Source organism: Aquabacterium sp., assembly GCF_048860245.1.
Classification (GTDB): domain Bacteria; phylum Pseudomonadota; class Gammaproteobacteria; order Burkholderiales; family Burkholderiaceae_C; genus Aquabacterium.
In genome coordinates, this window is the sequence record NZ_JBLIZW010000113.1 from 12,447 (window position 1) to 36,503 (window position 24,057).

The 24,057-nt window shown below is 62.1% G+C and carries 24 protein-coding genes and 1 tRNA gene; 11 read left to right on the top strand and 14 right to left on the bottom strand.

Going from position 1 to position 24,057, the window contains the following annotated elements; all coding sequences use genetic code 11:
* The first annotated feature begins 34 nt into the window (after positions 1 to 34).
* The 3 genes from ACMV18_RS12690 to ACMV18_RS12700 are packed head-to-tail and all read left to right on the top strand — an operon-like array spanning position 35 to position 1,478.
* The gene (locus ACMV18_RS12690; protein WP_420818147.1) at positions 35 to 328 is read left to right on the top strand and encodes a DUF2818 family protein; all 294 of its coding nucleotides are present in this window, start codon (positions 35 to 37) and stop codon (positions 326 to 328) included.
* An 18-nt stretch (positions 329 to 346) separates the two neighbouring features.
* Positions 347 to 937, top strand: coding sequence for an NUDIX domain-containing protein (locus ACMV18_RS12695; protein WP_420818148.1), 591 nt, complete (start codon positions 347 to 349; stop codon positions 935 to 937).
* Between the two features lie 10 nt (positions 938 to 947).
* On the top strand, positions 948 to 1,478 hold the full coding sequence (locus ACMV18_RS12700; RefSeq protein WP_374255552.1) for a DUF1178 family protein: 531 nt from the start codon (positions 948 to 950) through the stop codon (positions 1,476 to 1,478).
* A 34-nt stretch (positions 1,479 to 1,512) separates the two neighbouring features.
* On the opposite strand, the gene ACMV18_RS12705 is transcribed toward ACMV18_RS12700, so the two are convergent.
* Both ACMV18_RS12705 and ACMV18_RS12710 read right to left on the bottom strand, forming a co-directional pair.
* Positions 1,513 to 2,952, bottom strand: coding sequence for an FAD-binding oxidoreductase (locus tag ACMV18_RS12705; RefSeq protein ID WP_420818149.1), 1,440 nt, complete (start codon positions 2,950 to 2,952; stop codon positions 1,513 to 1,515).
* Entirely contained in the window at positions 2,949 to 3,425 is a 477-nt protein-coding gene (locus tag ACMV18_RS12710; RefSeq protein ID WP_420818150.1) for a DUF2069 domain-containing protein, read from the bottom strand. Before ACMV18_RS12710 ends, ACMV18_RS12705 begins: the two co-directional genes overlap by 4 nt.
* A gap of 48 nt (positions 3,426 to 3,473) precedes the next feature.
* Here ACMV18_RS12710 and ACMV18_RS12715 point away from each other — a divergent pair, with 48 nt between their 5' ends.
* The 3 genes from ACMV18_RS12715 to aroC all read left to right on the top strand — a co-directional run bounded on the left by ACMV18_RS12715 (position 3,474) and on the right by aroC (position 6,641).
* Positions 3,474 to 4,736, top strand: coding sequence for a YihY family inner membrane protein (locus ACMV18_RS12715; RefSeq protein WP_420818151.1), 1,263 nt, complete (start codon positions 3,474 to 3,476; stop codon positions 4,734 to 4,736).
* Between the two features lie 202 nt (positions 4,737 to 4,938).
* Complete coding sequence (locus ACMV18_RS12720) at positions 4,939 to 5,412, top strand: CBS domain-containing protein (protein WP_374255547.1); 474 nt, start codon at positions 4,939 to 4,941, stop codon at positions 5,410 to 5,412.
* A 128-nt stretch (positions 5,413 to 5,540) separates the two neighbouring features.
* Positions 5,541 to 6,641 (top strand): chorismate synthase, encoded by a 1,101-nt coding sequence (aroC, locus tag ACMV18_RS12725; RefSeq protein WP_374255546.1) that lies wholly within the window; start codon positions 5,541 to 5,543, stop codon positions 6,639 to 6,641.
* Positions 6,642 to 6,682: 41 nt separating this feature from the next.
* Here the strand turns inward: aroC and gloA are convergent, their stop codons facing one another.
* From gloA to ACMV18_RS12745, 4 genes are all read right to left on the bottom strand, one after another.
* Positions 6,683 to 7,102: a lactoylglutathione lyase gene (gene gloA, locus ACMV18_RS12730; RefSeq protein WP_374255544.1), complete on the bottom strand. Its 420-nt coding sequence runs from the start codon at positions 7,100 to 7,102 to the stop codon at positions 6,683 to 6,685.
* A 73-nt stretch (positions 7,103 to 7,175) separates the two neighbouring features.
* Positions 7,176 to 9,026 (bottom strand): chorismate-binding protein, encoded by a 1,851-nt coding sequence (locus tag ACMV18_RS12735; protein WP_420818152.1) that lies wholly within the window; start codon positions 9,024 to 9,026, stop codon positions 7,176 to 7,178.
* A complete protein-coding gene (locus tag ACMV18_RS12740; protein ID WP_420818153.1) occupies positions 9,019 to 9,507 on the bottom strand; it encodes a disulfide bond formation protein B in 489 nt (162 codons plus the stop codon). The genes ACMV18_RS12735 and ACMV18_RS12740 overlap by 8 nt, the downstream gene beginning before the upstream one ends.
* A gap of 4 nt (positions 9,508 to 9,511) precedes the next feature.
* Positions 9,512 to 9,967 (bottom strand): RidA family protein, encoded by a 456-nt coding sequence (locus tag ACMV18_RS12745; RefSeq protein WP_374255540.1) that lies wholly within the window; start codon positions 9,965 to 9,967, stop codon positions 9,512 to 9,514.
* Between the two features lie 130 nt (positions 9,968 to 10,097).
* Here ACMV18_RS12745 and ACMV18_RS12750 point away from each other — a divergent pair, with 130 nt between their 5' ends.
* Both ACMV18_RS12750 and ACMV18_RS12755 read left to right on the top strand, forming a co-directional pair.
* Entirely contained in the window at positions 10,098 to 11,762 is a 1,665-nt protein-coding gene (locus tag ACMV18_RS12750; protein WP_420818154.1) for a methyl-accepting chemotaxis protein, read from the top strand.
* Positions 11,763 to 11,849: 87 nt separating this feature from the next.
* Positions 11,850 to 14,324, top strand: a complete 2,475-nt coding sequence (locus ACMV18_RS12755; RefSeq protein WP_420818155.1) for a DNA internalization-related competence protein ComEC/Rec2 — start codon at positions 11,850 to 11,852, stop codon at positions 14,322 to 14,324.
* Between the two features lie 13 nt (positions 14,325 to 14,337).
* On the opposite strand, the gene ACMV18_RS12760 is transcribed toward ACMV18_RS12755, so the two are convergent.
* A complete protein-coding gene (locus ACMV18_RS12760) occupies positions 14,338 to 15,630 on the bottom strand; it encodes a hemolysin family protein (RefSeq protein ID WP_420818156.1) in 1,293 nt (430 codons plus the stop codon).
* A gap of 63 nt (positions 15,631 to 15,693) precedes the next feature.
* Here ACMV18_RS12760 and ACMV18_RS12765 point away from each other — a divergent pair, with 63 nt between their 5' ends.
* Together ACMV18_RS12765 and ACMV18_RS12770 are read left to right on the top strand one after the other, a co-directional pair.
* Positions 15,694 to 16,521 carry a symmetrical bis(5'-nucleosyl)-tetraphosphatase gene (locus ACMV18_RS12765; protein WP_420818157.1) on the top strand — a complete coding sequence of 276 codons (828 nt, stop codon included), beginning with the start codon at positions 15,694 to 15,696 and terminating at the stop codon, positions 16,519 to 16,521.
* A 24-nt stretch (positions 16,522 to 16,545) separates the two neighbouring features.
* Positions 16,546 to 16,635 (top strand) — tRNA-Ser (locus ACMV18_RS12770).
* A 59-nt stretch (positions 16,636 to 16,694) separates the two neighbouring features.
* On the opposite strand, the gene ACMV18_RS12775 is transcribed toward ACMV18_RS12770, so the two are convergent.
* The 6 genes from ACMV18_RS12775 to ACMV18_RS12800 form a co-directional block, all read right to left on the bottom strand.
* Complete coding sequence (locus ACMV18_RS12775) at positions 16,695 to 18,788, bottom strand: methyl-accepting chemotaxis protein (protein ID WP_420818158.1); 2,094 nt, start codon at positions 18,786 to 18,788, stop codon at positions 16,695 to 16,697.
* Positions 18,789 to 18,889: 101 nt separating this feature from the next.
* Positions 18,890 to 19,471 (bottom strand): hypothetical protein, encoded by a 582-nt coding sequence (locus ACMV18_RS12780; RefSeq protein WP_420818159.1) that lies wholly within the window; start codon positions 19,469 to 19,471, stop codon positions 18,890 to 18,892.
* Positions 19,472 to 19,502: 31 nt separating this feature from the next.
* Complete coding sequence (locus tag ACMV18_RS12785) at positions 19,503 to 20,288, bottom strand: alpha/beta fold hydrolase (RefSeq protein ID WP_420818160.1); 786 nt, start codon at positions 20,286 to 20,288, stop codon at positions 19,503 to 19,505.
* An 11-nt stretch (positions 20,289 to 20,299) separates the two neighbouring features.
* Complete coding sequence (locus tag ACMV18_RS12790) at positions 20,300 to 20,581, bottom strand: hypothetical protein (protein WP_420818161.1); 282 nt, start codon at positions 20,579 to 20,581, stop codon at positions 20,300 to 20,302.
* Positions 20,582 to 20,590: 9 nt separating this feature from the next.
* Positions 20,591 to 21,238, bottom strand: a complete 648-nt coding sequence (locus ACMV18_RS12795) for a hypothetical protein (RefSeq protein ID WP_420818162.1) — start codon at positions 21,236 to 21,238, stop codon at positions 20,591 to 20,593.
* A gap of 63 nt (positions 21,239 to 21,301) precedes the next feature.
* Positions 21,302 to 22,279: an ATP-grasp fold amidoligase family protein gene (locus ACMV18_RS12800; RefSeq protein WP_420818163.1), complete on the bottom strand. Its 978-nt coding sequence runs from the start codon at positions 22,277 to 22,279 to the stop codon at positions 21,302 to 21,304.
* Between the two features lie 195 nt (positions 22,280 to 22,474).
* Between ACMV18_RS12800 and ACMV18_RS12805 the strand changes: the two genes are divergently transcribed.
* Entirely contained in the window at positions 22,475 to 22,879 is a 405-nt protein-coding gene (locus tag ACMV18_RS12805; RefSeq protein ID WP_420818164.1) for a hypothetical protein, read from the top strand.
* 544 nt (positions 22,880 to 23,423) lie between these two features.
* On the opposite strand, the gene ACMV18_RS12810 is transcribed toward ACMV18_RS12805, so the two are convergent.
* Positions 23,424 to 24,057 (bottom strand): IS3 family transposase (locus ACMV18_RS12810; protein WP_420818165.1); only part of this gene is annotated, 634 nt, incomplete at its 5' end.

Sequence of the window (24,057 nt, forward strand, 5' to 3'; positions counted from 1 at the left end):
CCTTGGGTCGTCGGGTTGCCGTATGACGGGCCTCGTGCCCGTCTGGGCGATCTACACTGTGCTGTTGGCCGCGTTGATCGCGGCCAATTTGCCATTCATCAATGAGCGACTGTTCGTCGTGGGGCCGGTGCGTGCACCGAAGGCCGTGGCCTGGCGCTTGTTGGAATTGCTGGTTTATGCATTGAGCGTGGCTGCAATGGGCTGGGGGCTGGAAACGCACCTGGGTCAGGCCAGCCCGCTGCGCTGGGAATTCGTGGCCGTGTGGTTGTGCGTGATGCTGACCCTGGCGTTCCCAGGTTTTGTGTGGCGCTATCTGCGTCGCCAGTGACCCCTTGCTGAGGCCGCCATGTCTGATGTGCCCTTGAGCGACGATCACCTGCGTGAGGACACGCTCTCGTCGGAGCCCGTCTATCAGGGTTCGTTCCTGCAGATGCGGCGCGACAGAGTTCGTTTGCCCGATGGCCGGGAGGCCTCGCGGGAATACGTGGTGCACCCCGGTGCCGTGATGGTTGTGGCCATCTTGCCCGATGGGCGTTTGGTGATGGAGCGGCAGTACCGTTACCCCGTGCGTCAAACCATGATCGAGTTTCCGGCGGGCAAGCTGGATCAGGGTGAGGGTGGATTGGCCTGTGCGCAGCGTGAGTTGCTGGAGGAAACCGGTTACCGCGCCAAGCGTTGGGCCAAGGCAGGTGTCATGCACCCCGTCATTGGCTATGCCACCGAGGTGATTGAAGTCTGGTTTGCCGATGACTTGACCTTGGGCGAGCGCCATCTGGATGAAGGCGAATTTCTGGATGTGTTTGCCGCCACCCAGGGTGAGTTGGAAGCCTGGATGCGTGATGGCAAGTTGACCGACGCTAAGACTGTGGTCGGCATGATGTGGCTGCTGCAATGGCGTGCCGGGCGTTGGCCATTGGACTGGCAAGTCGTCGCCTGATCTGTTGGGTATGTTGGTTGTTGATCTGCATTGCGAGCACGCGCATGTGTTCGAAGGCTGGTTTGCCTCGGCAGACGACTTGGCTTCGCAGCAAGCACGTGGATTGGTGAGTTGCCCGGTGTGTGGCAGCGTCAATGTCGTGCGTCGGCCGTCTGCGTCTCGCCTTAACGTGTCAGGGCTGAAGGACGAGTCCGGATCACGGCGACAAGATGTGGACATCGACCGGCGTGCCCAGGTGCCCGTTGCGGCGCCTGTTGCCCGCACCGATCAGGTCTCCCCAGAGCCCGTGTCCGGCGAAGCCGCCGAGATGCTGGAGGCCGTTCAGGCGGTGTATCTGCAGGCAGTTCGGCACGTGTTGGCGCAAACCGAAGACGTCGGCGCGCGTTTTGCCGACGAAGCCCGCAGCATTCACCACGGCGATGCGCCCGTGCGGCCGATTCGGGGGCAGACCACACCAGAAGAGCGAGAAGCCTTGCAGGATGAAGGCATTGAGGTGCTCAGTCTGCCCGTGCCGGACGCGCTGAAGGGCCCGGTCCAATAAAGGGAGCGTTCGGCTCAGCCATCGCCGGCTGAGCTTAGTTCGGCACAGTGCGACCGGGGTTCAGGATGCCATGAGGGTCCAGTGCCTGTTTGATGGATCGCATCATGGTCAGCGCGGCGGCGGGTTTGCGTCGCGCCAGTTCTTCGCGGCGCAGCAGGCCAATGCCGTGCTCGGCCGAGATGGTGCCTTGGTAGGCGTCCACCATGTCAAAGACCACGGTGTTCACCTCACGTTCAAATGTCTGCAAGGCATCGCCATGAGCGTATTCGGCGGGTGGTTGAACGTTGTAGTGCAGGTTGCCGTCGGCCAGATGCCCGAAACAGACAATCCGAGCCTCGGGCCACCGCTGCAGGATCGCCGCCTCGGTGCGCTCGACGAAGTCGGAGATGGACGAGGTGGGCACGCCGATGTCATGTTTGACCATCAGACCTTCGGTGCGTTCGGCCAAAGGAATGCTCTCGCGCACCAACCACATGGCTTGCTGTTGCGGGCCATTGGCTGCGATCACCGCGTCCACACATTCGCGCTGCTCGTGCGCTTCGGTCAACAGGCTTTCCAGGCGCTCGCGGGCGTGGTCTTCACTGTCGCTGCTGCTGTGCTCGAGCAGCACCGTCCAGGGGGCGCGGGTGTCGCCCAGCATGCGTGCGGCCTCGGGCTCGTGGCGACGCAGCAGGGCCAATGGAAAAGCGGCCATGACCTCGAAAGCGGTGAGGCCGGCATCCAGGTGGCGACGACTGCGCTCCAGCAGGCGGGTGGCCGCCAGCAGGGACGGGCAGTGGATCAGTGCGGTGCAGGTGCCCCGGGGTTTGGGATAAAGCCGCAAGGTCGCGGCCGTGATGATGCCGAGCGTGCCTTCGCTGCCGATGAGCAGGTCGCGCAGGGCGTAGCCGCTGTTGTCCTTGCGCAGGGCTTTGAGGCCGTTCCAGATCTCGCCTTGCGCGGTCACGGCCTCCAGGCCCAGGCATAACTCGCGCGCGGTGCCGTAACGCAGCACCTGCGTGCCGCCCGCATTGGTGGCCAGGTTGCCCCCAATGGTGCACGTACCTTCGGAGGCCAGTCGCAGCGGAAAGAGCAGACCCTCTCGGTCTGCCGCCGCTTGCACGTCGGCCAGCAGGCATCCGGCTTCGACGGTCATGGACAGGTTGGCGGAGTCGACCTGCAGGACGCGGTTCATGCGTGTGAGGCTCAGCACAATCTGTTGTCCGCTGCTGTCGGGTACGGAGCCCCCCACCAGACTGGTGTTGCCACCTTGCGGCACGATGCTGATGCCATGCTGCGTGCACAGTTTGACCACTTCGACCACTTCATGTGCATTGGCGGGCTTGACGATGGCCAGCGCCTGACCCCGATAGCGTTTGCGCCAGTCGAGCAGATGACGCTCGCAGTCGTTCCCATCGTCTGGGACGAGCACGTGGGGCGTACCCACAAGTTGCCGAAGCGAACTCAGGAGGGAGGCGTCAGGCACGGTGGTCATGCCGAGGTGTCGTCCGCAGATTTCTTGGCCTTGGGTGGCAGCACACGCAGTCGCAGGCGGATGTACACCGCGCAGGCCGTGAACAGGGCCACGCTCAAGGTGACTTCGATGCCGGCCAGTACCTGGGACAGCCCGGTGTCGCTGGTGGCGCGCACCACGCCTTCGGTGAAGTACAGCCAGACCAGCAGCGACACCCAGCGATAGGTGTAGAGCTTGTGCTTGAGAAAGCCGGCGATGGCCAGCGTCAGGGGCAGGGCCTTGAAGGCGAGGGATCCTGTGCCGCCAGGCAGGGGGGCCAGCCACAACTCCCAGGCCACGCTCAGACCAATCAGGCTGATCAGCAGGGCGATGTTGAGCAGGCGCATGCGCTCGATCAGGGCGCGGCGTGCAGGGGGATGGGGGGCAAACACAGCCTCCAGCGTGTCGGCGGCGGGCTGGGGCGTGGCAGGGGCGGAAGTGGTGGTCTCGTTCATGGCAAAAATCAGGCTACCGATGCCCGGCGTGGTGCTTGGGGACGGCGCATGGCTGGCATCATAGCCAGCATGACGTCGAAATGGATCTTTTGGGCGAATGCCCGTCAACGATGGGCCTTGCTGGTGCACACGCTGCAGCAGTGGCCGTGGATGCGTACCTTTGAAACCTTGCGCCAGCGATTTCGGGAAGACAAGCTGGGGCTGACGGCCGGGAGCCTGACTTTCACGACCACGATTGCGCTGGTGCCCCTGTTCACGGTGATGCTGGCTTTGTTCAGTGCATTTCCGGTGTTTGCGCGTTTCCGCAAGATTTTGGAGCAGCAGGTGATTCAGGGCATGGTGCCCGACATCATCGCCAAGCCGGTGCTGGTGTCTCTGACCAAGTTTTCCGCCAAAGCCAGCCAGTTGGGTGGGATGGGGATGGTGGCGCTGGGCGTGACAGCGATGGCATTGATGCTGACCATTGACCACACGCTCAACGGGATCTGGCGTGTCAAGACCGCACGACCGTTTGCGCAGCGCGTGCTGGTCTATTGGGCAGCGTTGACCCTGGGGCCGTTGTTGGTCGGCGCCAGTTTGTCCATGACGTCGTATGTGCTGTCGGCCTCTCGCGGCTTGGTGGATGAGCTGCCGGGTGGCATCAGTGTGCTGCTGGGCTTGATGGTCTTTTTCCTGCAGACGTTTGGCTTTGCGGCGCTTTACAAATTTGTGCCGAACACGTTTGTGCGCTGGGATCACGCTTGGGGCGGCGCACTGTTTGCGTCCTTGGGCCTGGAGCTGGGGCAGCGGGTGCTGGCCTTGTATCTGTCGAATGTGCCGGTCTATGCGACGATCTATGGCGCCTTTGCCGCAGTGCCGATCTGCCTGGTCTGGATCTATACGAGTTGGCTGATTGTGTTGATGGGCGCAGTGATCGTGGCTTATACGCCGAGTCTGCTGTCGCAGGTCAAGCGGTGGCCGGACACGCCGGGCCACCGGTTTTCGTTGGCGCTGGCTTTGCTCAAGGCCTTGCAAGCGGTTCAGCACTCACCAGAGCGTGGTCTGACTGCGGAAGCCTTGGCTCACCAACTGCGTACCGACCCCCTTCAGATTGAGCCATTGCTGGAGGGCTTGGTGGCGTTGGACTGGATCGGGCAATTGAACGATGAAGCGTTGCGTCACGGAGGGCGGTTTGTGTTGCTGTGCGATCCCTTGACGACGTCGGTGGCCCCTTTGGTGGGCAGCGTGCTGTTGAAGCCGGATGGATTCACCCAAGGGTTCTGGAGCCGCGCGGGGCTGGATGACATGACCTTGGCTCAGGCCTTGGCCTGAGTCGGCATAAAAAGCGGTGTGGGATCAGGGTCAATACCCTGTTCACAAGGACGTGTCTCTGTCGCAATGAAGGGGCAGCAGTCAACATGGTGTCCTGATCTTGCGCAACGTGAGGCGCAGGACGTGGATTTGTCGGACGGATGGGGCTATATTGCGCCCGTAGGGCCTGTTGTCTACGCCCATTTTTCTAGGAGAGCGAGTCATGAAAGTCAGCGACATTCTGCGAGTGAAGGGCGGCACCCTGTTCACCGTTCAACCGGAACAGTCTCTGGCCGATGCGGCTTCCACCATGGCCGAGCATGACATTGGCTCGCTGGTGGTGATGGACCACGGTGACTTGGTGGGCATGCTGACCTTCCGTGAGGTCATCAAGGCCACGGTGCGCAACAGCGGGGTGTTCGGCAGCCTGACGGTGCGCACAGTGATGGACGACCACCCGCTGACTTGCACGCCTGACACCGAACTGGATGAGGTGCGTCGCATGATGCTGAGCCGTCACGCGCGCTACATGCCGGTCATGACGCAAAAGACCCTGATGGGCGTGATCTCGTTCTACGATGTGGCCAAGGCTGTGGTCGATGGTCAGGACTTCGAGAACCGCATGCTCAAGGCTTACATCCGCGATTGGCCCGTGAGTGAAGATGGCGCTGGCAAGGAGCCTCAAGCCCTGCTGTGATGCGACTGGGTGGCTGAGCGTCGCGTGAGCGCCCGGTGATGCCGGGCGTTTTCATTTCTGTTGCTGTGGTTCCCGGTCTGATGGGGGACAATAGCGGTTTTCCTGTTGCATAACTCGGTTGGCGCTCTATGGCTGGCAGCACCTTTGGTCTTTTGTTCACGGTCACAAACTTTGGCGAATCGCACGGTCCGGCGATTGGCTGCGTGATCGATGGTTGCCCTCCGGGCATGACCTTGTCCGAGGCGGACATTCAGCCCGATCTGGATCGCCGTCGCCCTGGCACCTCGCGTCATGTGACGCAGCGTAACGAGCCCGATGCCGTCGAGATCCTGAGCGGTGTGTACGAAGGCAAGACCACGGGTGCGCCCATCGCGCTGCTGATTCGCAATACTGATCAGCGCTCGAAGGACTACGGCAACATCCTGCAGACTTTCCGCCCCGGTCATGCCGACTACACCTACTGGCACAAGTACGGCATCCGTGATCCGCGTGGCGGCGGCCGTTCGTCGGCCCGTCTGACGGCCCCGATGGTGGCGGCTGGTGCGGTGGCCAAGAAGTGGTTGCGTGAGCAGTTTGGCACCGAGATTCGTGCCTGCATGACCCAACTGGGTGAGGTGCCCATTGCCTTTGAGGGGTGGGACCATGTGCCCAACAATCCGTTCTTTGCGCCCAACGAAAGCCAGATCGAGCAGTTGGAAGCCTATATGGACGAGTTGCGCAAGGACGGTGATTCGTGTGGTGCCAAGCTGATTGTCGAAGCCAGTGGCATGCCCGTGGGCTTGGGCGAGCCGCTGTTTGACAAGCTGGATGCCGACATTGCTTACGCCATGATGGGCATCAATGCCGTCAAGGGCGTGGAGATTGGTGCGGGCTTCGAGAGCGTGCGCCAGCGCGGGACCGTGCATGGCGACGAGCTGTATCCCGATGGCTTTGCCTCGAACCATTCGGGCGGGGTGCTGGGTGGCATGTCGACCGGGCAAGACCTGCGTGTGGCGATTGCGATCAAGCCGACCAGCTCGATCCGTACGCCCCGTCAGTCGATTGACCTGCACGGTCAGCCTGCCACGGTCGAGACCTTTGGTCGCCACGACCCATGCGTGGGCATTCGCGCCACGCCGATCGCCGAGGCGATGTTGGCGCTGGTGTTGATTGACCACGCGATGCGCCACCGTGCACAGTGCGGGGACGTGGTGGTGGACACGCCAAAGATTGCGGCCCATCGGCCTTGAAACAAGAAAGGGACCTCACGGTCCCTTTTTCATTGGGCGGCTCAGGCCTGCAGTTCGCTGGCGTGCTCGGGGCGCTCGATCAATTCGATCTTGTAGCCGTCCGGATCGGTGATGAAGGCGATGACGGTGGTGCCACCCTTGATGGGGCCAGCTTCGCGGCTGATGCTGCCACCCAGGGTGGCAGTTTTGGCACGCACGGCCTCGCAGACCGCTGCCGCGTTGTCGACGCCCAAGGCGATGTGGCCGTAGGCCGTACCCAGTTCGTAGTGGTCGACGCCGTAGTTGTAGGTCAACTCGATTTCGGCGTGCTCGGGGTTGCGGCCGTAGCCCAGGAAGGCCAGGGTGTATTGCTGCTCAGGCCGGTCTGTGGTGCGCAGCAGTGTCATGCCCAGAGCCTGGGTGTAGAAGTCGATGGAGCGCTGCAGGTTGCCAACGCGCAGCATGGTGTGCAGAAGACGCATGGTGTGAAGAGGTCAGGAGGGGTGTGAAGGCTTGGCAGTCTGCCACCGAGCAGCATTTGACTGCAGGGCAGGGTTATCGAAGCGAGAGCGAGGCCAGGTCCACATCGAGCCAGCCGCGCACACTGTTGAGCAAGGCCAGCCCTTCGGCGCGAGGCAGGTCGTTGAGGTGCAGTACACGCTCTTGCAGCACACCTTCGTCCAGCAAGGTGGCGCGCATCACGCCTGGCAGCAGTCCACACGACACGGGAGGGGTGTACCAGATGCCGTCAAGCTTCAAAGCCAGATTGCCGATCGTGAACTCGGTGAGTTCTTGCTGTGCGTTGTACAAGAGGGTGTCAAAACAGCCTTGAGGCGGTTTGAATGCCGCATAGGCTTCGCGGCGGGTGGTCTTGTGCCAGATGAACGCATCTGCCGGGGGCATGGCCTGCTGGGCCAGGGCCACCCGGACGGGCTGCTGGGTGGTGGGGAGCGGTGCCGCCTCAACCTGGATGCCCAGTCGGTCGTCCACCAGCAGGCGCACCTTGTGGACACCGGTGACATGGGCACGGGCGGTGTCTTGCAGAGCCGTGTCGATGCGCTGTGCCAGGTCTTGGCACTGTGCGTCATCGGTTGCGAAGCAGAAGTGTCGTGCGGCGTCCAGCACGCGGGCGAGGTGACGAGGTTGACGCAGGATGACACCGTCTTCCAGCCTCAGGGATTCGAGCAGTTGGAAGGGGTGATTGGCGCGCACCAGAAAGGCTTTTTTGGCCTCCCACTCGCGGGCCTCACCCGGCCCGGTGGCGTCCAGCGTGATGCCGCTGCCGATGCCGCAATGGGCTCGCCAGGGGGCGGGGGGCGGCAAGGTGTCGACGGTGAGGGTCCGGATGGGGACGTTGAACGTCACATGACCGCCCGGTTGCATGATGCCCACCGCGCCGCAATAGACGCCGCGCGCACTGCGTTCGAGCCGGGCGATGTGGTGCATGGCCTGACGTTTGGGAGCGCCTGTGACCGAGCCACAGGGGAACAGCGCGGCAAACAATTCGCTCAGACGCACACCAGGACGGCTGTCTGCCGTGATGGTCGAGGTCATTTGCCAGACCGTGGGCAAGGCCATGAGGTCAAACAAGGCCGGGACCTTGACGCTGCCGGTGACCGCCACACGCGACAAATCGTTGCGCAGCAGATCGACGATCATCAGGTTTTCTGCCCGCTCTTTGTCACTGCCGCGCAGGTGGTCGGCAGCGGCTTGGTCGCTGGTGGCGTCGTGGCCGCGTGGTGCCGTGCCCTTCATGGGGCTGGTCGTGATGTGTTGACCATCCCAATCGAAAAACAGCTCGGGGGACACGCTGAGCACCGTGCCGGGCACGCGACTGGCGGCGCGCGCATCGAGCATGAGTGCGTAGCTTTGGGGCTGGCTGCGGCGCAAGGCCATGAACCAGGGCCACAGGGCGGCGGGTGTGCCTTCAAAGGGGCTGTGCTGCTGCCCGGTCAGATTGATTTGGTAGACCTCGCCGGCACGGATCAGCTCACGGATTTGCTCCACCTTGTGCTCGATGGCGGTCTGATCCAGATCGCCTTGCCAGGGGCCCACATGCCAAGGGGCTGCAGGCTGGTTGCGATCGATCGCTTGACCATCCCATGGTTCGGCATGGTCGAACACCGCCCACACGGCGTAGGGCTGACCCGGCGGCAGGGCCTTGACGGGCAGGTGCGGGTTCAGACCTGGGGCGGCCTCGTAGGCGACCCAGCCCACACACCATTGCCCTTGTTGGGCCAGTTGGTGGGCGGCATCCAGCAAGCCCGCGACCTGACTGGGGTCGTGGGCGACCAGCCAGCGAGCCGGGCGGTCGAATCGCCAGCGCCGACGCGCCTTGTTGGGACTGCCCGGTGGCGCTGGGAAGTCCACCAGCGCCGTGGGCAGATCGGGATCCTGATCAAGCACGACGTTGGGGTGTCAAAGCGCTGTACACCAGCACACCGCCGGCCACGGCAAACAGGGCCAAGGACCAGAACTCGAACGGGACACCCAGAACGCTCACCGCCGCATCGGCACAGCTGGCGCGGACCTCAAACCATTCTGGCCAACGGGTGTCGAGACCGAAGAACCCGATCACCTGGTCGGCGAAGGTCATGGCGCACGAGTTGGTTTTGGCGGCCACGAAGTGCTGCCACAACGCGGCGCAAATACCCCCTGCGCTCAGGACTGCACCGACGCCAGATAAGGGGCGACGCACCAGATCCACGGGCAGGGCTGCGCCGATCAAGGACAGGACCGTCAGCAAGATGAAAATGATGCGCTGGAGGATGCACCACGGACAGGGCTCCATGCCGAACTGGTGTTGCGCCAAGAGCGCGAGGCCGACGGATGCCCCGCACACGAGGCCCAGTACCAGCAACAGGGTGCGGGGGGCAAGTTGGCGCATGGTGTCAGGCGACTTCAGCAATCAGTTCGATTTCCACGCACGCACCCAGAGGGATCTGGGCGACACCAAAGGCGCTGCGTGCATGCACGCCCTTTTCGCCAAACACTTCGCCCAGCAGTTCGGAGCAGCCATTGGTGACCAGGTGGTGCTCGGTGAATTCGGTTGTGCTGTTGACCAGGCTCATCACCTTGACGATGCGAACCACTTTGTCGAGGCCGCCGGCGGCCACCGCGAGCGTGCCCATCAGGTCAATGGCCACCGCGCGGGCGGCTTGCTTGCCCTCTTCGGTCGTCATGTTCTGGCCGAGCTTGCCCACCCACACCGCGCCGTCTTTCTTGGCAATGTGGCCGGACAGAAAGATGGTGTTACCGGTGCGCGCAAACGGCACATACGAGGCAGCAGGAACGGCGACGGGCGGCAAGGTGATGCCGAGATCTTTCAGGCGTTGTTCGATGGACATGGCGAAGTGAAAATCTCAAATCAGGGTAAGACCGGATCGTACACCGTGACCGGTTGCACGACTGTGTGAGCGGGCTTCTTCAGTTTTTCCTGTCCGGGCCGAAATCACCGATATCGCTGAGGAATAAGTCATGAAAAAAACATTGACGATCGCAAGTCGGTTGTGGATCCCACCTGTCGTGATTGCGGCGACAACGGTGGTGGTAGGGGTAACGGCTGCAGCCGTCATGGATTCGGTCGACAAAACCTCTGCGCAGGCCTTGTCTGAGCAGCAGCAGAAGTTGGAGCTGGCCTATACCTGGGCGGGCTTGACGGAAGCCAATGCCGTGCGAACGATGGCCGGTTTGCAGACGGTCGATGCCGACCTGGAGGCCAAGCTCAAACCCGATTTGGAAAAGACGTCTGCGCGCATCTCCGAGTTGCAAAAGCAGCTGGAAGCACAGTCCACGGCCCCGGCTGAAAAAGAGCTTCTGGAGAAAGTGGCTGCGGCTCGCAAGACCTACATTGGCCTGAGAAACGACGCCAAGAAACTGAAGTTGGATGGGCAAGTCGACGCGGCACAACAGGCGCTGACCACGCAGGTGGTGCCAGCGGTCAAAAGCTATCTGGATGCTCAGCGCGAATTCGTCCAATTTCAGACCCATCACACTGAGGAAGTGCGTGACGGGGCGCTGAGTTCTGGCAAGCGCGTCGTGATGTGGCTGATTGGAGCCATGGCCACACTGGGTGTGTTGTTGTTGATCAGCACCCGTGCACTGTCGCAAGCAGTGTTGAAGCCGCTCAAGGAATTGGGCACCGCCACGGAGCAAGTGGGCGCGGGAGATCTGACCGCCAACATTCACGTCGTTCATGGCGACGAAATTGGTGAAATGGCCAGTTCCTTGCAGCACATGCGTGATTCGCTGCACCAGATCGTGGGGCGTGTTCGCCAGACAGCAGACAGCATTGCCACCGCATCCAGCGAAATTGCCAGCGGGAATGCCGATCTGTCTCGCCGAACCGAGCAACAGGCCGCCGCATTGCAACAAACCGCCGCATCTATGCAGCAGATGACCGATGTGGTGCAACAAAACGCCAGCAATGCCCAGCAGGCGACTCAGCTGGCCGGTCAGGCCGCACAGGTCGCCAACCAAGGTGGCGAGGTCGTGGGCCGTGTGATCACGACCATGGATGACATCACGGCCAGCAGCCGCAAGATTTCGGACATCATTGGCGTGATTGACGGCATCGCTTTCCAGACCAACATCCTGGCGCTCAATGCGGCAGTGGAGGCTGCGCGTGCTGGTGAACAAGGTCGAGGCTTTGCTGTGGTGGCAGGCGAGGTGCGGTCGTTGGCGCAACGCAGTGCCAACTCCGCACGTGAGATCAAGAGCCTGATTGCAGATTCGGTCAGCAAGGTGGAGGCCGGTAGCCAGCTGGTGAACGAGGCGGGTACCACCATGGCCGAGATCGTGCGTCAGGTGAACCACGTGACCCAGCTGATTTCTGAGATCAACACCTCAACGGTCGAGCAGTCGGGTGGCATCCGCCAGGTGAATCAGGCTGTGACATCGTTGGATAACGGTACGCAGCAAAACGCGGCTTTGGTGGAAGAGTCTGCTGCGGCTGCCGAGAGTTTGCGCCTGCAAGCCAACGAGTTGATGAAGATGGTGTCGGTCTTCAACTTGGGTGGCCCAGGTCATGCCCAGCAGGTGCAGGAACGTGTGCAGAGTCTGGGACAGACGCAGCAGCCGGCCTTGTCGCATGGCGGTTCGTCCATCACCCCTCGGGGCGAAGGCAGATTGATGCTGCGCTGATGACAATGTGAGCCATTCAAGGCGCGACAGACGCCGGATGGCTGCTGGGCTGATGAGGCTCGGGTTCCCGCAGGGAGGCGGGGCACATTGCAAAGTGATGTTTTGTCAGGCTGGCCAGGGTGGCTGGTGCTGTGTGTCGGCTGGTTGTTGGGCGTGAGCCTGCAACTGGCCGAATCTGTTTTATGGGCACCCTCGGCCTACCTGGCAGGACTGGGTGGGGCGACCGTCCTGCTGGGCTGTGTGGGCTGGATGGCGCGGGCTGGGCGGCTGGCGGTACCTTGGCGGGTGATGGGGGTGGCTTTGGTGCTGGTCCTCATGGGGTGGGGCAGCACGGGTTATCGGGCCTGTCAGCAGCAGGCCATGACGTGGCACGGTGGTGTGCAAGACGTTGAGCTGACGGTGCGAACCGAAGGTTTGCCTCAGCCCATGTCAGGTGGCGGTGTGCGCTTTGAGGCTCACGTGCTGGCCGTGCGCGCACTGAGCGCAGCGGCGGAGCCGCCATGGCAGCCCGGCGCCCGTGTGAGCCTGATCGCCGATGCCACTTCGGGCTTGGGGGAGGTCACCGCCGGGCAGACCTGGTTGCTGCACGCACGTTTGCATGCGCCCGATGGTTTGGTGAACCCGGGTGGGCACCATGCCATGCGCTATTTGTTTGAGCAGGGCATTGGGGCGGTGGGTTCGGTACGCGCCAAGGCGATGCATCCCGTGATGGTTTCACCGGCATCCAGCATATGGCGGGGTGGCGTCGACCGGTTTCGGCAGCGCGTGCGGACGGCGCTGTCGCAAGCCGTGCCCGATGCGCAGGCGGCCGGGGTGCTGGCGGGCTTGGCCGTGGGGGATCAGTCGGCCGTGGATCGCGCTGATTGGGATGTGTTTCAGCGCACCGGCGTTTCACACGTCGTGAGCGTCAGCGGGACCCACGTGGTCATGTTGGGATGGCTGGTGGCCGCTGGCGTGCGCCGTGTGTGGTCGCGCAGCGCACGACTGGTGCACCGGTGGCCCGCACCGCAGGTCGCAGCCTGGCTGTCGGTCGGGGTGTCGGCGCTGTATGCCTTGGTGGCCGGGTGGGGTGTACCGGCTCAACGCACGGTGTGGATGATGGCGGCTGCCGTTGCTTTGAAAACGTCGGGTCGACGGTGGCCTTGGGGGTTGGTGCTGTGTGGGGCTGCCGTGCTGGTCACCGTGTGGGACCCGTGGGCGTTGTTGCAGCCGGGGTTCTGGCTGTCGTTTGTGGCGGTGGGTGTGCTGATGAGTGATGGCGCGCAAGCGCCGACGGGTGGGCGTTGGTGGCAGCAGGCTTGGCAGGGCGCCCGCACGCAGTGGCGTGTCTCTCTGGCGCTGGCCCCGCTGGCGCTGGTGTGCTTTCAGCAGGCGTCCACGGTGGGCTTGTTGGCCAATTTGGTGGCGATTCCGGTGTTCACCTCGGTGATCACGCCCTTGGCGTTGTTGGGCGTGGTGGTCCATGGTGTGTGGGGGCTGGGGGCGTGGATGACCCACCTGACGATGGTGGGTTTGTCGTGGCTGGCCGCGGTACCAGGCGCCGTGTGGAGCACGCCTGAATTGCCCTTTGCGTGCCAGGTCGCGGCTGTGTTGATGGGGGCGTTGCAGTTCACCGCCATGCCCTTGGCTTGGCGCTGCATGACTTGGGCCTGGTTCCTTCCGCTGCTGTACCTGCCGCGTGGGTGGTTGTTGGTGCCCCCGCCCGAACAGGGGCAGGTGTCGGTCGTGGCCGCCGATGTAGGGCAGGGCACGGCCGTGCTGGTGCGAACGGCGCGGCACAGCCTGTTGTTTGATGCGGGCGGGCGCTTGCCGTCTGGCGTGGATATGGGGCAGCGCGTGGTGGTGCCTTTGTTGCGGGCGCTGGATGTGACCCAGTTGGATGAATTGCTGATCAGCCACGAAGACACGGACCATGTGGGCGGAGCCCTGTCGGTGCTGCAAAGTGTGCCCACCGCACGCTTGCGAAGTTCGCTGGCGCCGGATCATGAGGTGCGGGCGTGGCATGCCCCCAAGCGTCTGCCCAAGCCGCACACCCGCTGCGAGGCAGGGCAGAGCTGGATCTGGGATGGCGTGCGCTTTGATGTGTTGCATCCGCATGCCGACGATTACGCCCGACGCAGCCAACTGGCGCCCAATGCCTTGTCATGCGTGCTGCGCGTGTCCACGCTGGCAGCGCCGCAGCGCAGTGTGTTGATTGCGGGCGATGTGGAAGCCCGCCAGGAAGCCACGCTGATTGATCGACAACGGGCGGGCACGCCGGCTACCAACCTGGCCAGTACGATTTTGGTGGCACCCCATCACGGCAGTGACACGTCGTCGACGGTGGCGTTTCTGACAGCCGTGGCACCTCAGCAGGTGGTGGTGCAAGCCGGTGCACGTAATCGCTATCGGCACCCGTCACCCGAGGTGGTCAAACGGTACCAGCAGTTTGGCTTGAACTGGGTGGCCACCCCGCAATGCGGCGCCTGGGTGTGGCACAGCCAGATGGCCGACGGTGGCAACTGTTGGCGACAGCGCCAAGCGCACTACTGGGTGACGCAGCCCACCCAGGCTTCACCTTAAGCGGCTGGGCGCCTCAGTCTGCCGTGGTCAGGCGCGAAGCCAGCACCTTGTCGATGCGCTTGCCATCCATGTCCACCACTTCAAAGCGCCAACCTTCCCACTCGATGGCATCGGTGGTTTTGGGCAGGCGCCCCAGCAGCAGCATCACCATGCCGGCCAGGGTGTTGTAGCGGCCACGGTCTTCGTCGGGCAGCACCTTCAATTCCAGCCGGTCTTTGAGCTCGTGCGTGGGGATCAGGCCGTCGATCAGCCACGAGCCATCGTCGCGTTGAATGGTCCAGGCGTCGTCCGCTTCCAAAGGCGTGAACTCGCCGGTGATGGCTTCCAGCACGTCACGCAGGGTGATCACACCTTGGACTTCACCGTATTCATCGACCACGAACACCATTTGCGTGTCCGAGCCACGGAAGTGCTCCAGCAACTCCATGCCCGACAGGGTTTCGGGCACAAACACAGCCGGCAGCAAACCCTCGTTGAGGTCGCTGTTTTGGTTCTGCGTGAGTTGATGCAGCAGGTTCTGGGCCGTGGCCACACCGACCACGTCGTCCAGCCCGCCGCGGCAGACCGGGTAACGGGAGTAGCCGTGCTCGGCAATGGTGGCGAGGTTTTCGCTCATCGGGACTTCGATGTCCAGCCAGGCGATGTCACTGCGCGGGATCATCATCGAGCCAATCTGCCTCTCGTCCAGGCGGAACACGTTGCGCACCATCTGGTGCTCGTGGGCCTCGATCACGCCGGCATCCAGGCCTTCTTCCAGCTGGGCGGCGATTTCTTCTTCGGTCACGCTGCGACCACCGTTGTCACGGATGCCCAGCAGCTTGAGGATGGCCTCGGTGGACGCTGCCAGAAACGCGACGAAAGGGCGCGTCAGCGTGGACAGAAATCGCATGGGCTTGGCAACCATGCGCGCCACGGGTTCGGGGTACATCTGGCCCACACGCTTGGGCACCAGTTCACCAAAAATGATGGACACGAAGGTGATGATGACCACGACCAAGCCGGTGGCGGTGACTTCTGCCACCTTTTCCGTCAAGGGGAAGGTTTCGAGCAGCCAGGTTTCTAGCGGGGGCGAGAAGGCTGCTTCCCCGACGATACCGTTGAGCAAACCGATCGACGTGATGCCGATTTGCACGGTCGAGAGAAACTGCGTCGGGTTGTCGTGCAGGTTCATGGCCGCCTGGGCCCCTGCGTCGCCGGTCTCGGCCATCACTTGCAGACGCGCTTTGCGGGTGGCCGCCAGTGCCATTTCAGACATGGCGAACAGGCCGTTGAGCAAAATCAGAAAAATCAGGAGAGCTAAGTCCATATCAGGCGCCGATCCGCGTCGGGCCAACAATCACGACGTGCGAAGCGTAGCAGAATCCATTCCATGATTTACCTTGTTGGAGATTTGCAGGGGTGTTGCCAGCCGTTGGAGCGCCTGCTGCAGACGATTGATTTCTCACCGTCACGCGACCAACTGTACGTGCTGGGGGACCTGGTCAACCGTGGGCCGGATTCGCTGGGGGTGCTGCGGCGCCTGCGTGGCCTGGAAGGTGCTGCGACCTGCCTGCTGGGCAACCATGATCTGCACCTGCTGGCGGTGGCACATGGCGTGCGCAAGCCGCACCGCAGTGACACGCTGGACAGCATCTTGCTGGCGGATGACCGCGATGACTGGTTGAACTGGCTGCGGCAGCAACGCCTGGCGGTGCATGCGCACGGTTGGCTGATGGTGCACGCAGGCGTGGTGCCGCAATGGGACGCCGCGCAGACGGTGGCACTGGCCGGCGAAGTGGAGACCATGCTGAAGGGGCCCGAGTTGGGCGACTTCTTGCACACGATGTACGGCAACGAGCCCGCGCGCTGGCGTGACGACCTGCGAGGCGTGGACCGGTGGCGATGTGTGGTCAATAGCCTGACGCGCCTGCGCTTTTGCGCCGAGGACGGCACCATGGACTTTGTGACCAAGGATGGGGCCGATGGCGCACCGCCCGGCTTCATGCCCTGGTTTGAGGTGCCGGGTCGACGCACCCAAGGCACCCCGATGGCGTTTGGACACTGGTCGACCCTGGGGCTGATCAACCGGGATGACTTGCTCGCGCTGGACACGGGTTGTATCTGGGGCGGCAAGCTGACGGCCGTGCGTGTCGATGGCGCCACGCGCGAACTGATTCAACTCGATTGCCCGCAAGCGCAAAAGCCAGGACAGCATTGACTGGCACTACAATGCCAAACTTCAGGGTGTGTGGCCGAGCGGTTTAAGGCACCGGTCTTGAAAACCGGCGAACGTTTGCGCGTTCCGTGAGTTCGAATCTCACCGCACCCGCCAAATGCACAACGGCGCCTTCGGGCGCCGTTGTCATTTCTGTCTCGACCCACTGACCGCGATCAGTTGTGCAACTCAAAGGTCGAGATGGCGGAGAGCAGTTCGTCTGCTTGCCCCTTCAGGCTGACCGAGGCCGCAGCCATTTCTTCCACCAGTGCGGCGTTTTGCTGGGTACTTCGGTCCATGTCGGTGACTGTGGTGTTCACCAAGTTGACGCCTTGAGCCTGCTCGCTACTGGCCGAGCTGATTTCACCGACGATTTGCGTGACGCGCTGAATGCTGTCGACCACGTTGTTCATGGTCTTGCCTGCCTGATCGACCAAAGCGCTGCCGGCTTCGACGCGCTCGACGCTGTCGTTGATGAGCGTCTTCACGGCGCGTGCAGCCTCAGCCGCGCGGCCGGCCAGACTGCGAACCTCACCGGCCACCACGGCAAAGCCGCGTCCTTGTTCGCCCGCACGTGCAGCCTCCACCGCCGCATTGAGCGCCAGGATATTGGTCTGGAAAGCAATGCCGTCAATGGTGCCGATGATGTCTCCGATGCGGCGCGAAGCATCGTGAATGTCGCGCATGGTGCTGACGACCTGAGACATCACATCGCCGCCTTGCTTGGCCACGTTCGAGGCGGTCATGGCCAGTTGGTTGGCCTCACGGGCACTGTCAGCGTTTTGTCGCACGGTCTGACTCAGCTCTTCCATGGACGACGCGGTTTGCTGCAAGGCGCTGGCCTGTTGTTCGGTGCGAGCGGACAGATCCTGGTTGCCCTGGGCGATTTCTTTGCTGGCAATCGCCACGCCGTCAGCGTTGCGGTGCACCTGCGCAAAGACCTCACGCACCTTGTCCATGAACTGGTTGAAGCCCTGACCGATGAGGGACAACTCGTCGGTGCCATCGTCATGCAAGCGCACATTCAAGTTGGCATCGGCACCTGCCAGATGGGACATGGTTTCACTCAGCGACTTCAGGGGCTGCATCATGCGGCGCACCATGCCGACCATGATCAGTGCCGCAAAGGCACAAGCCACCACCGCTGCAATGCCGGCCACCCACATGGATTGATGCGCCGTGGCCAGTGCGGCCGAGACCGGGTAGGACACGCGAATGCTCCAAGGGGCGACGCCCGCAGAGACCACCACGGGCTGAAACTGATGAATCCAGCCCTCGTTGTCCTGATAGCGATAGGGCTCCCCCTTGGTGATGTGGGCCAGCGCTTCAGGTGGCAGGTCGTCGGCCTTCTTGGCGAGGCGCTGGGCCTCATGCACGGCCACGTAGAGCCCGCCGTTGGACAGCAGCGCCACACGACTGCCGGGCAGGGGCGCCATGCGCCCCACACGATCTGACAGCGACTGCAAGGGCAGATCCGAGCCTGCCATGCCGACAAACTTGCCATCCACCATGATGGGTGAGGCGATGGTGGCCATCAGCACGTCCTTGCCAGCCACGGGGTACATGTAGGGCTCAATCAGTGCGTCCTTCTGGGTCTTGCGCGGGATGTCGTACCAATCGTTGGCGCCAGCTTTCTCGTAGTCAATCAGTGGTTCGACGGCGATCTGGCCACTGCCGCGGTTCCAGTACGCGATGTAGCGCCCGGTGTCGTCATAGGCGGGGGTCTTCTTGACGTACTCGGCGTCTTTGCCATCCAGCGCATTGGGCTCCCAAATGGAGTAGGTGCCAATGAATTCGGGGTGCAAGGTCAGAACCTGGCGCGCCATGGCGTCCAACTGGTCGCGAGTCGGCGGAACGCCTGAGGCCTTCATGCCGCGCATGGTGTCTGACAGCGTCTTGACGGCACTGAAGCTGTGCCCCATCTCGGCCGCGACGTCGCCGGCTGCATCCCGCGCAGCCAACTCGGCGCTTTGTTCGGCTTGCTCGGCAGCAGAGGCCGCCGTGCGCCATCCCAACACCGCGCTGGTCGCCACCACGCAAAGCACACACAACGACGTTGCTGCAATGCTGAGCTTGGCCGTGAGGGACAGCCCACTCAAGGTGCTGCGTGAGTGGGTACGGCGAGAACTGGGCTGCAGCGGTGGCGTGGCGGCTGCAGGAACGGGGCGCCTGGGCTCAGGTGTGTACTGGGGGGATGCAAGCTGAGTCTTTGGCCGATGAACGGCGACAGGCTGAGAGGTGCGCGATGGCAAAGCAGGCAGATGGTTCATGCCGTGGCTCCAACTGAACAATTGCTGCTGAAGAAAGCATGCCTCATGCCTGTGCGGTGCGGCTTCGTGCTGGGCAACTGGGCAAAATGCACGCCTCGTGCTTATTCGTGTCGAGCTGACTTGACGCCCTTCGCTTGCCAGTCGCCGGGTTCGTGTTGCCCGCGCGTATACAGCCAGCCATCAATTTTGGATGTGCCAAGTTGGGTGCCGCTCCAGACGATGGAGGTGGCGGGACGTCGGATGTCAAACGGGCCTTTCCAGGTCGACACGCATTCCCGGTTGGGGACGACGAAACCGGTTTGCATGACGATTTGGCCTGCGGCCGGGTGGCTGGAGAGGGGCACGCCCGATGTGCCGTTGGGCCTCATGTGGGAGGGCAGTTGCACACCAAGCTCGTTGCGGAGTTGGATGTCCCGGCCCTCACCGGGCTGCAGACTGATCCTTTCGACCGTGACCGCTTGAGGGACGTTTTCCTTGCGTGGACGGACGTCGCATTCCAAATCGAACGTCACCTTGGTGCCGCTGTGATTGACGACGTGGATGCCCTGGTTCTTGCCCGACGCGTCGACCCACTTGGTGATGCTGAGGTTTTGCACCCGCTTGAAACTGGCTCTGGACTGAAGGGCTGCAATGGCCACCGCCAATATGACAACGACGGCGATCCCTGCTTTTTGGACGGACATGGTGTGCGTGACTCAGTGAGGTGGATGGCGTTCAAACCGGACTCTGCAGCGCCTCCAGGCACGCGTCCGCATGGCTGGCGACCAAGCCGTGGCTGGCCCCTTCAATCTCCCACATGCGGTTGTGCGGCAGCAGGCGATGGAGGTGGTTCAGGATGGCGTGGGCCACCTGGTTGGAGCGCGTGCCGCACACCAGCCGCGTGGGCACTTGCAGCGCACGCAAGTCGGCCTCGGTGTGTTGCGGCGCTGTGCAGGTGTCCCAGTGGCGCAAGTTGTTCTTCACCATGGTGCCCATCAGTGTCTGGATGTGGCTTGGCAGGTTGGCGAAGTCATTGGCCCCGCCCCAAAAGTCGATGACCTGCCCGCACACGTCTGGCACCCCCAAGGCGGCGTCGTGGCGATAGCGCCTGACAAATGCATCAACCTCGGCTTGCATGGGCGTGTCGTTCACGACATCCAGCACCCAGGTGGCCACGGGTTCAAACAGCGTGAGCTCGGACAGAGGCAAGTTGCCGCGAAGGGCTTGTGCCAAGGCCACCACGCCGCCGTACGAATGGCCCACCAGATGGATGGGCTCATGGCCAACCAATTCGCGCACCACCGCCTCGATCAAGTTCAATTCGGGGGCGAGGGTGGGCGCGTCAAAATCGTCCGGGTCGGGCATGCCACCGTGGCCTGGCAATTTGATGGCGATGCAGCGGTGCGTGGCGGCCAGGCGCTCCATCATCTTTTTCCATGTGGATGTGGTGGCAAATGAGCCGTGCACAAACACGATGGGGCTGCCGCAGCCTTGCTCAACGACGTAGGGGCGAATGTCCATGGGTGTTGGATTCAGTTGGGGCACACCGTCTCACCGGTCGACTGGCGGGTAAAGCAGAGATCCTTCTTGGCGGGTTGATCGGGGCGCTTTTTGAAGTCCACATCGGATGACTTCTTGCGTCGCTCTTTCTCAAACGCTTCCATGGTCTGCTTTTGCTTTTCTCGACATTCGGCCTGAGCGCCAGGGCTGGGGAATTTGCTGCAGCTTTGTTCGTTGTGATACAGCGGCGGAACGGCCCAAGCGCTGGCGCTGACCAGCACCGTCAACAAGCAGGCATAACGAAGCGTGCGCATAGATTGACCTCAATTCAGATACTGTGGCTCTTGCGGACCGATGTTTTCCCACGTGGTCTGCGGGCGAGATTGTTCAAACTCATTCAAGCCGGTCGTGATCTTGCGCTTGCCCGTCAGGTAGTTGGTGCTGGTGGTGCTTTTTTCACCACTGTTGCGCATGAACGATGACTCATCTTGTCCGATCAGGCGCATGCCGGTGCCATCAAACCGGTAGGTGTAGGTGGTGCTGGTCACGCTCCAGCCGCCGCAGCTCAACCACTCGGTCAGCACGAGCCTCAGCATGCCCTTGCTGATGGTGAGCTGGTTCAGCGGGTCGGCCAAGCATGGCGAGTACTCAACGTTTTCGGGCGGAACCAGATCGTCGCTTTCAGCAGCCAAGCGATACAGCCCTTGCTCGCCAAACAGCACCACAAGCTTGCGCGGGTTGGTGTTCAGCTGCTCGCTGCCCATGCGGTCGTTCTTCTTGATGTTGGCCGGATTGACCTCTTCAAAGATGACGGCCGCGTCTTTGGCGCCGTCGCCGTTCAGGTCACCCGTGGCCTGCTTGATGATGCGCCAGCCCTTGGGGGCCCAGCCGTTCAGGGGACGCAGATCGCTGTCAGCCCATGCGGGCAGGCAAGAGAGGGTGCAGAGCAGGGCGGCAATCAGCGGCTTCATGGTGAGGATCGATCGGCAATTGAGGGCGGGCCAGCTATCTTTCGGGCCGGGCGTGGGGGACTGTCATCTCAACGCCTTCCAGGGCGCAGACAACATGGACTCGACTTCAGGAGCACGCTGCGTCATTGCGTTGCCGGGAGAGAAGGTGAGCTCGCACAAGTACACCCGATCATCGCTGCCTTGCAAAAAGTCAACCCGAACGGCAGAAAAGGGCTTGGCGATTTCCAATGCGTACCTGAGCATGTCATGTTGACGCTGGCCAATCTCATAGCTCGGCACCAGCGGCATGGCGGCTTGCCAAGGCAGCGGCTGAAAGTCAGGGCCCAACCATGTCGAATACGATTGCCCGGTGGCGCCAGACTTCAGAAATAGCCCCACCATGGGCACCTCGCCATTCAGAACGTAAAAATTCCAGGAAATCGAATCGTTCTCGCCCGTGACGCTGTGCTCCAGTATCAGCTGGGGCGTGAAGACGTTGTACCACCACTCACCATCATCCAGACCAAAGGGGCGTTTCAGCCACTCATCGGCAATGGCCAGCAGGCGGCATCGCTGTTCTGAACTCAGCGGGTAGCAGATTCGTTCAAACATGCCACTGCCGTGACTGGCCTTCAGGTAATAGACGCCAGCGGGCAATTCGTGGTTCTGGGGCAAGCTGGCGCTGTGGCCGTGCCAAACCAGTGGCACACAGGTCAGTTGGTCGCGCAATGAGGGGGGAATGAACGATCCGGTGGCCAGTTTGTTGCCGCTCTCCGGAATCTTGATTTCGCCCAAAAACTTGAACCACATCACCTTGTCATTGAAGGTGCATGGTCTGGCGATATTGGGGTAGTGATTGAACTCGGCTTTGAACCGCTTGAAAGCGGTGGCCACCACCCAGGTTAGCTGCTCAGGGCGGTAGTGGTCGATGCCTCGACCATAGCCTTCGCGAGTGGCTCGGCGCCATGGTGATTCTGCTGAAGCGCGAATCTTGCCAAGCTGGCGATGCGCCTCAAAATAGGCGCCTGACCGCAGCAGACGAAATTTTTCTTTGAATGTCATGGCCTTGTTGAGGGGAAGCACACTCACGACGACGCGCTACGAGATGGCTGTTGACTGACGGTCTTGCTGAACCGATGTCTGCCGGATGGTACCCCTGCCATGAACCGCCGCGCTCAGAAGTAGAACCATGTTCATCCTCCTCAACAGTGGCTCGAGCTTGCCGTTGAGGTTTGACCCGTTTTTGGAAATGCCGATATGACTGCACAGATCCCCGAAGAACTGAGCCACGAAGGGCAGCAATGGCCCTTGTTTACCGAACCGTTGGCAGCATATTTCAAGCAGACCGGGCTCAGGCCTGGGTTTGTGTCGCCCCATACAGCCTTGTGGCGTGGCTACGTTGGCTCATGGCTGATCGAAGACGGATACCTCTATTTGACGGCACTGCAGGGCCATTTGCGAGATGGCAGCGAGGCCACACTGCACACATTGTTTCCGGATGCGGGTGATCGCGTCAAAGCAGACTGGTTCACGGGTACGCTGCGAGTGCCGCAAGGCAGTCAACTGGAATACGTACACATGGGTTTTGGCAGCGTGTTCGAGCGTGAGTTGCGGATCGATGTGGAGGCGGGAAAGGTGCTCGGACAGTCTTTTGCTGAGTGAGCATCGGCGCGGCACACATAACGCCGGTGGTCACGAACTTCGCGCCGCGGTGAACCCACAGTTAGGCTGGGGCGCGAAGTGGAAGCGGGTGGAGCCGCCTGAGCCTGATAGCGTTCGTAGACGTAGCTCAATAGGGCTTGCCATATTCGTGCGAGAGCGACTGACCCAGGGGCGTAATGAGATCGTCTACTTCCCAGCACTGAGAGGATGTTGACGGGATAAGTCTGATTTGAACGATATGTTCCTTCGTATGAGATTTGCCATTCAAGAAGGTGTACTTGAACGCCACAAGTGCATTTGTTCGGTTGATCGACTTTAGGTCAAAAGACATTGGTGAACCGATGTCGCCGTCTTGAGCCCCCAGCCATGGGTCATAGTCGATGTGGCACATGCCATCTTGTGCTTGGCAGTCGAAGTGATTGCGTATGCGCGAAGAGAACTTGGTTGAGAGAACTGCTCTGTGAATTGCTGGATCTTCAAAGTAGAAGCCTCTGTGCAATCGATATGAAGCGCCCCGGGTTTCGCGGAGGCCGGTTGGTTTAAGTCAGACAGTCGCGGCCTGACCAGCGCGTTGTTGGTGGTAGTTTGCCTCGAACTCGGCGGGCGGGACATTGCCCAGTGGCCCCATCAATCGATGGTGATTGAACCAAGAGACCCATTCCAGCGTTGCGAGCTCGACGGCCTGCTTGGTCTTCCACGGGCCGCGGCGGTGGATCACCTCGGCCTTGTACAAGCCGTTGATGGTCTCAGCCAGGGCGTTGTCATAGCTGTCTCCCTTCGAGCCCACGGAGGGCTCGATCCCGGCCTCAGCCAGGCGTTCGCTGTAGCGAATGGAAAGGTATTGCGAGCCCCTATCGGAATGGTGAATCAGGCCATCGTCCTGTGAAGGCTTGCGGTCGTACAGGGCCTGCTCCAGCGCGTCGAGCACGAAGTCTGTCTGCATGGAACTGCTCTGGCGCCAACCTACGATGCGACGGCTGAACACGTCAATAACGAAGGCCACATAGACCCAGCCCTGCCAGGTCGAGACGTAGGTAAAGTCCGAGACCCACAGCTGATTGGGGCGCTCAGCCCGGAACTGCCGGTTGACGCGATCCAGTGGGCACGGCACTTTGGGGTCAGCCATGGTGGTGCGCTGCGCTTTGCCCCGGCGCACACCCTGCAGGCCTTGCAGGCGC

Excerpts from the sequence above, each read along its gene's own strand:
- ACMV18_RS12695 (WP_420818148.1), top strand. The coding sequence starts at position 347 with ATGTCTGATGTGCCCTTGAGCGACGATCACCTGCGTGAGGACACGCTC.
- ACMV18_RS12700 (WP_374255552.1), top strand. The coding sequence starts at position 948 with ATGTTGGTTGTTGATCTGCATTGCGAGCACGCGCATGTGTTCGAAGGC.
- ACMV18_RS12705 (WP_420818149.1), bottom strand. The coding sequence starts at position 2,952 with ATGACCACCGTGCCTGACGCCTCCCTCCTGAGTTCGCTTCGGCAACTT.
- ACMV18_RS12710 (WP_420818150.1), bottom strand. The coding sequence starts at position 3,425 with ATGAACGAGACCACCACTTCCGCCCCTGCCACGCCCCAGCCCGCCGCC.
- ACMV18_RS12715 (WP_420818151.1), top strand. The coding sequence starts at position 3,474 with ATGGCTGGCATCATAGCCAGCATGACGTCGAAATGGATCTTTTGGGCG.
- ACMV18_RS12720 (WP_374255547.1), top strand. The coding sequence starts at position 4,939 with ATGAAAGTCAGCGACATTCTGCGAGTGAAGGGCGGCACCCTGTTCACC.
- aroC (WP_374255546.1), top strand. The coding sequence starts at position 5,541 with ATGGCTGGCAGCACCTTTGGTCTTTTGTTCACGGTCACAAACTTTGGC.
- gloA (WP_374255544.1), bottom strand. The coding sequence starts at position 7,102 with ATGCGTCTTCTGCACACCATGCTGCGCGTTGGCAACCTGCAGCGCTCC.
- ACMV18_RS12740 (WP_420818153.1), bottom strand. The coding sequence starts at position 9,507 with ATGCGCCAACTTGCCCCCCGCACCCTGTTGCTGGTACTGGGCCTCGTG.
- ACMV18_RS12745 (WP_374255540.1), bottom strand. The coding sequence starts at position 9,967 with ATGTCCATCGAACAACGCCTGAAAGATCTCGGCATCACCTTGCCGCCC.
- ACMV18_RS12750 (WP_420818154.1), top strand. The coding sequence starts at position 10,098 with ATGAAAAAAACATTGACGATCGCAAGTCGGTTGTGGATCCCACCTGTC.
- ACMV18_RS12760 (WP_420818156.1), bottom strand. The coding sequence starts at position 15,630 with ATGGACTTAGCTCTCCTGATTTTTCTGATTTTGCTCAACGGCCTGTTC.
- ACMV18_RS12765 (WP_420818157.1), top strand. The coding sequence starts at position 15,694 with ATGATTTACCTTGTTGGAGATTTGCAGGGGTGTTGCCAGCCGTTGGAG.
- ACMV18_RS12775 (WP_420818158.1), bottom strand. The coding sequence starts at position 18,788 with ATGAACCATCTGCCTGCTTTGCCATCGCGCACCTCTCAGCCTGTCGCC.
- ACMV18_RS12780 (WP_420818159.1), bottom strand. The coding sequence starts at position 19,471 with ATGTCCGTCCAAAAAGCAGGGATCGCCGTCGTTGTCATATTGGCGGTG.
- ACMV18_RS12785 (WP_420818160.1), bottom strand. The coding sequence starts at position 20,288 with ATGGACATTCGCCCCTACGTCGTTGAGCAAGGCTGCGGCAGCCCCATC.
- ACMV18_RS12790 (WP_420818161.1), bottom strand. The coding sequence starts at position 20,581 with ATGCGCACGCTTCGTTATGCCTGCTTGTTGACGGTGCTGGTCAGCGCC.
- ACMV18_RS12795 (WP_420818162.1), bottom strand. The coding sequence starts at position 21,238 with ATGAAGCCGCTGATTGCCGCCCTGCTCTGCACCCTCTCTTGCCTGCCC.
- ACMV18_RS12800 (WP_420818163.1), bottom strand. The coding sequence starts at position 22,279 with ATGACATTCAAAGAAAAATTTCGTCTGCTGCGGTCAGGCGCCTATTTT.
- ACMV18_RS12805 (WP_420818164.1), top strand. The coding sequence starts at position 22,475 with ATGACTGCACAGATCCCCGAAGAACTGAGCCACGAAGGGCAGCAATGG.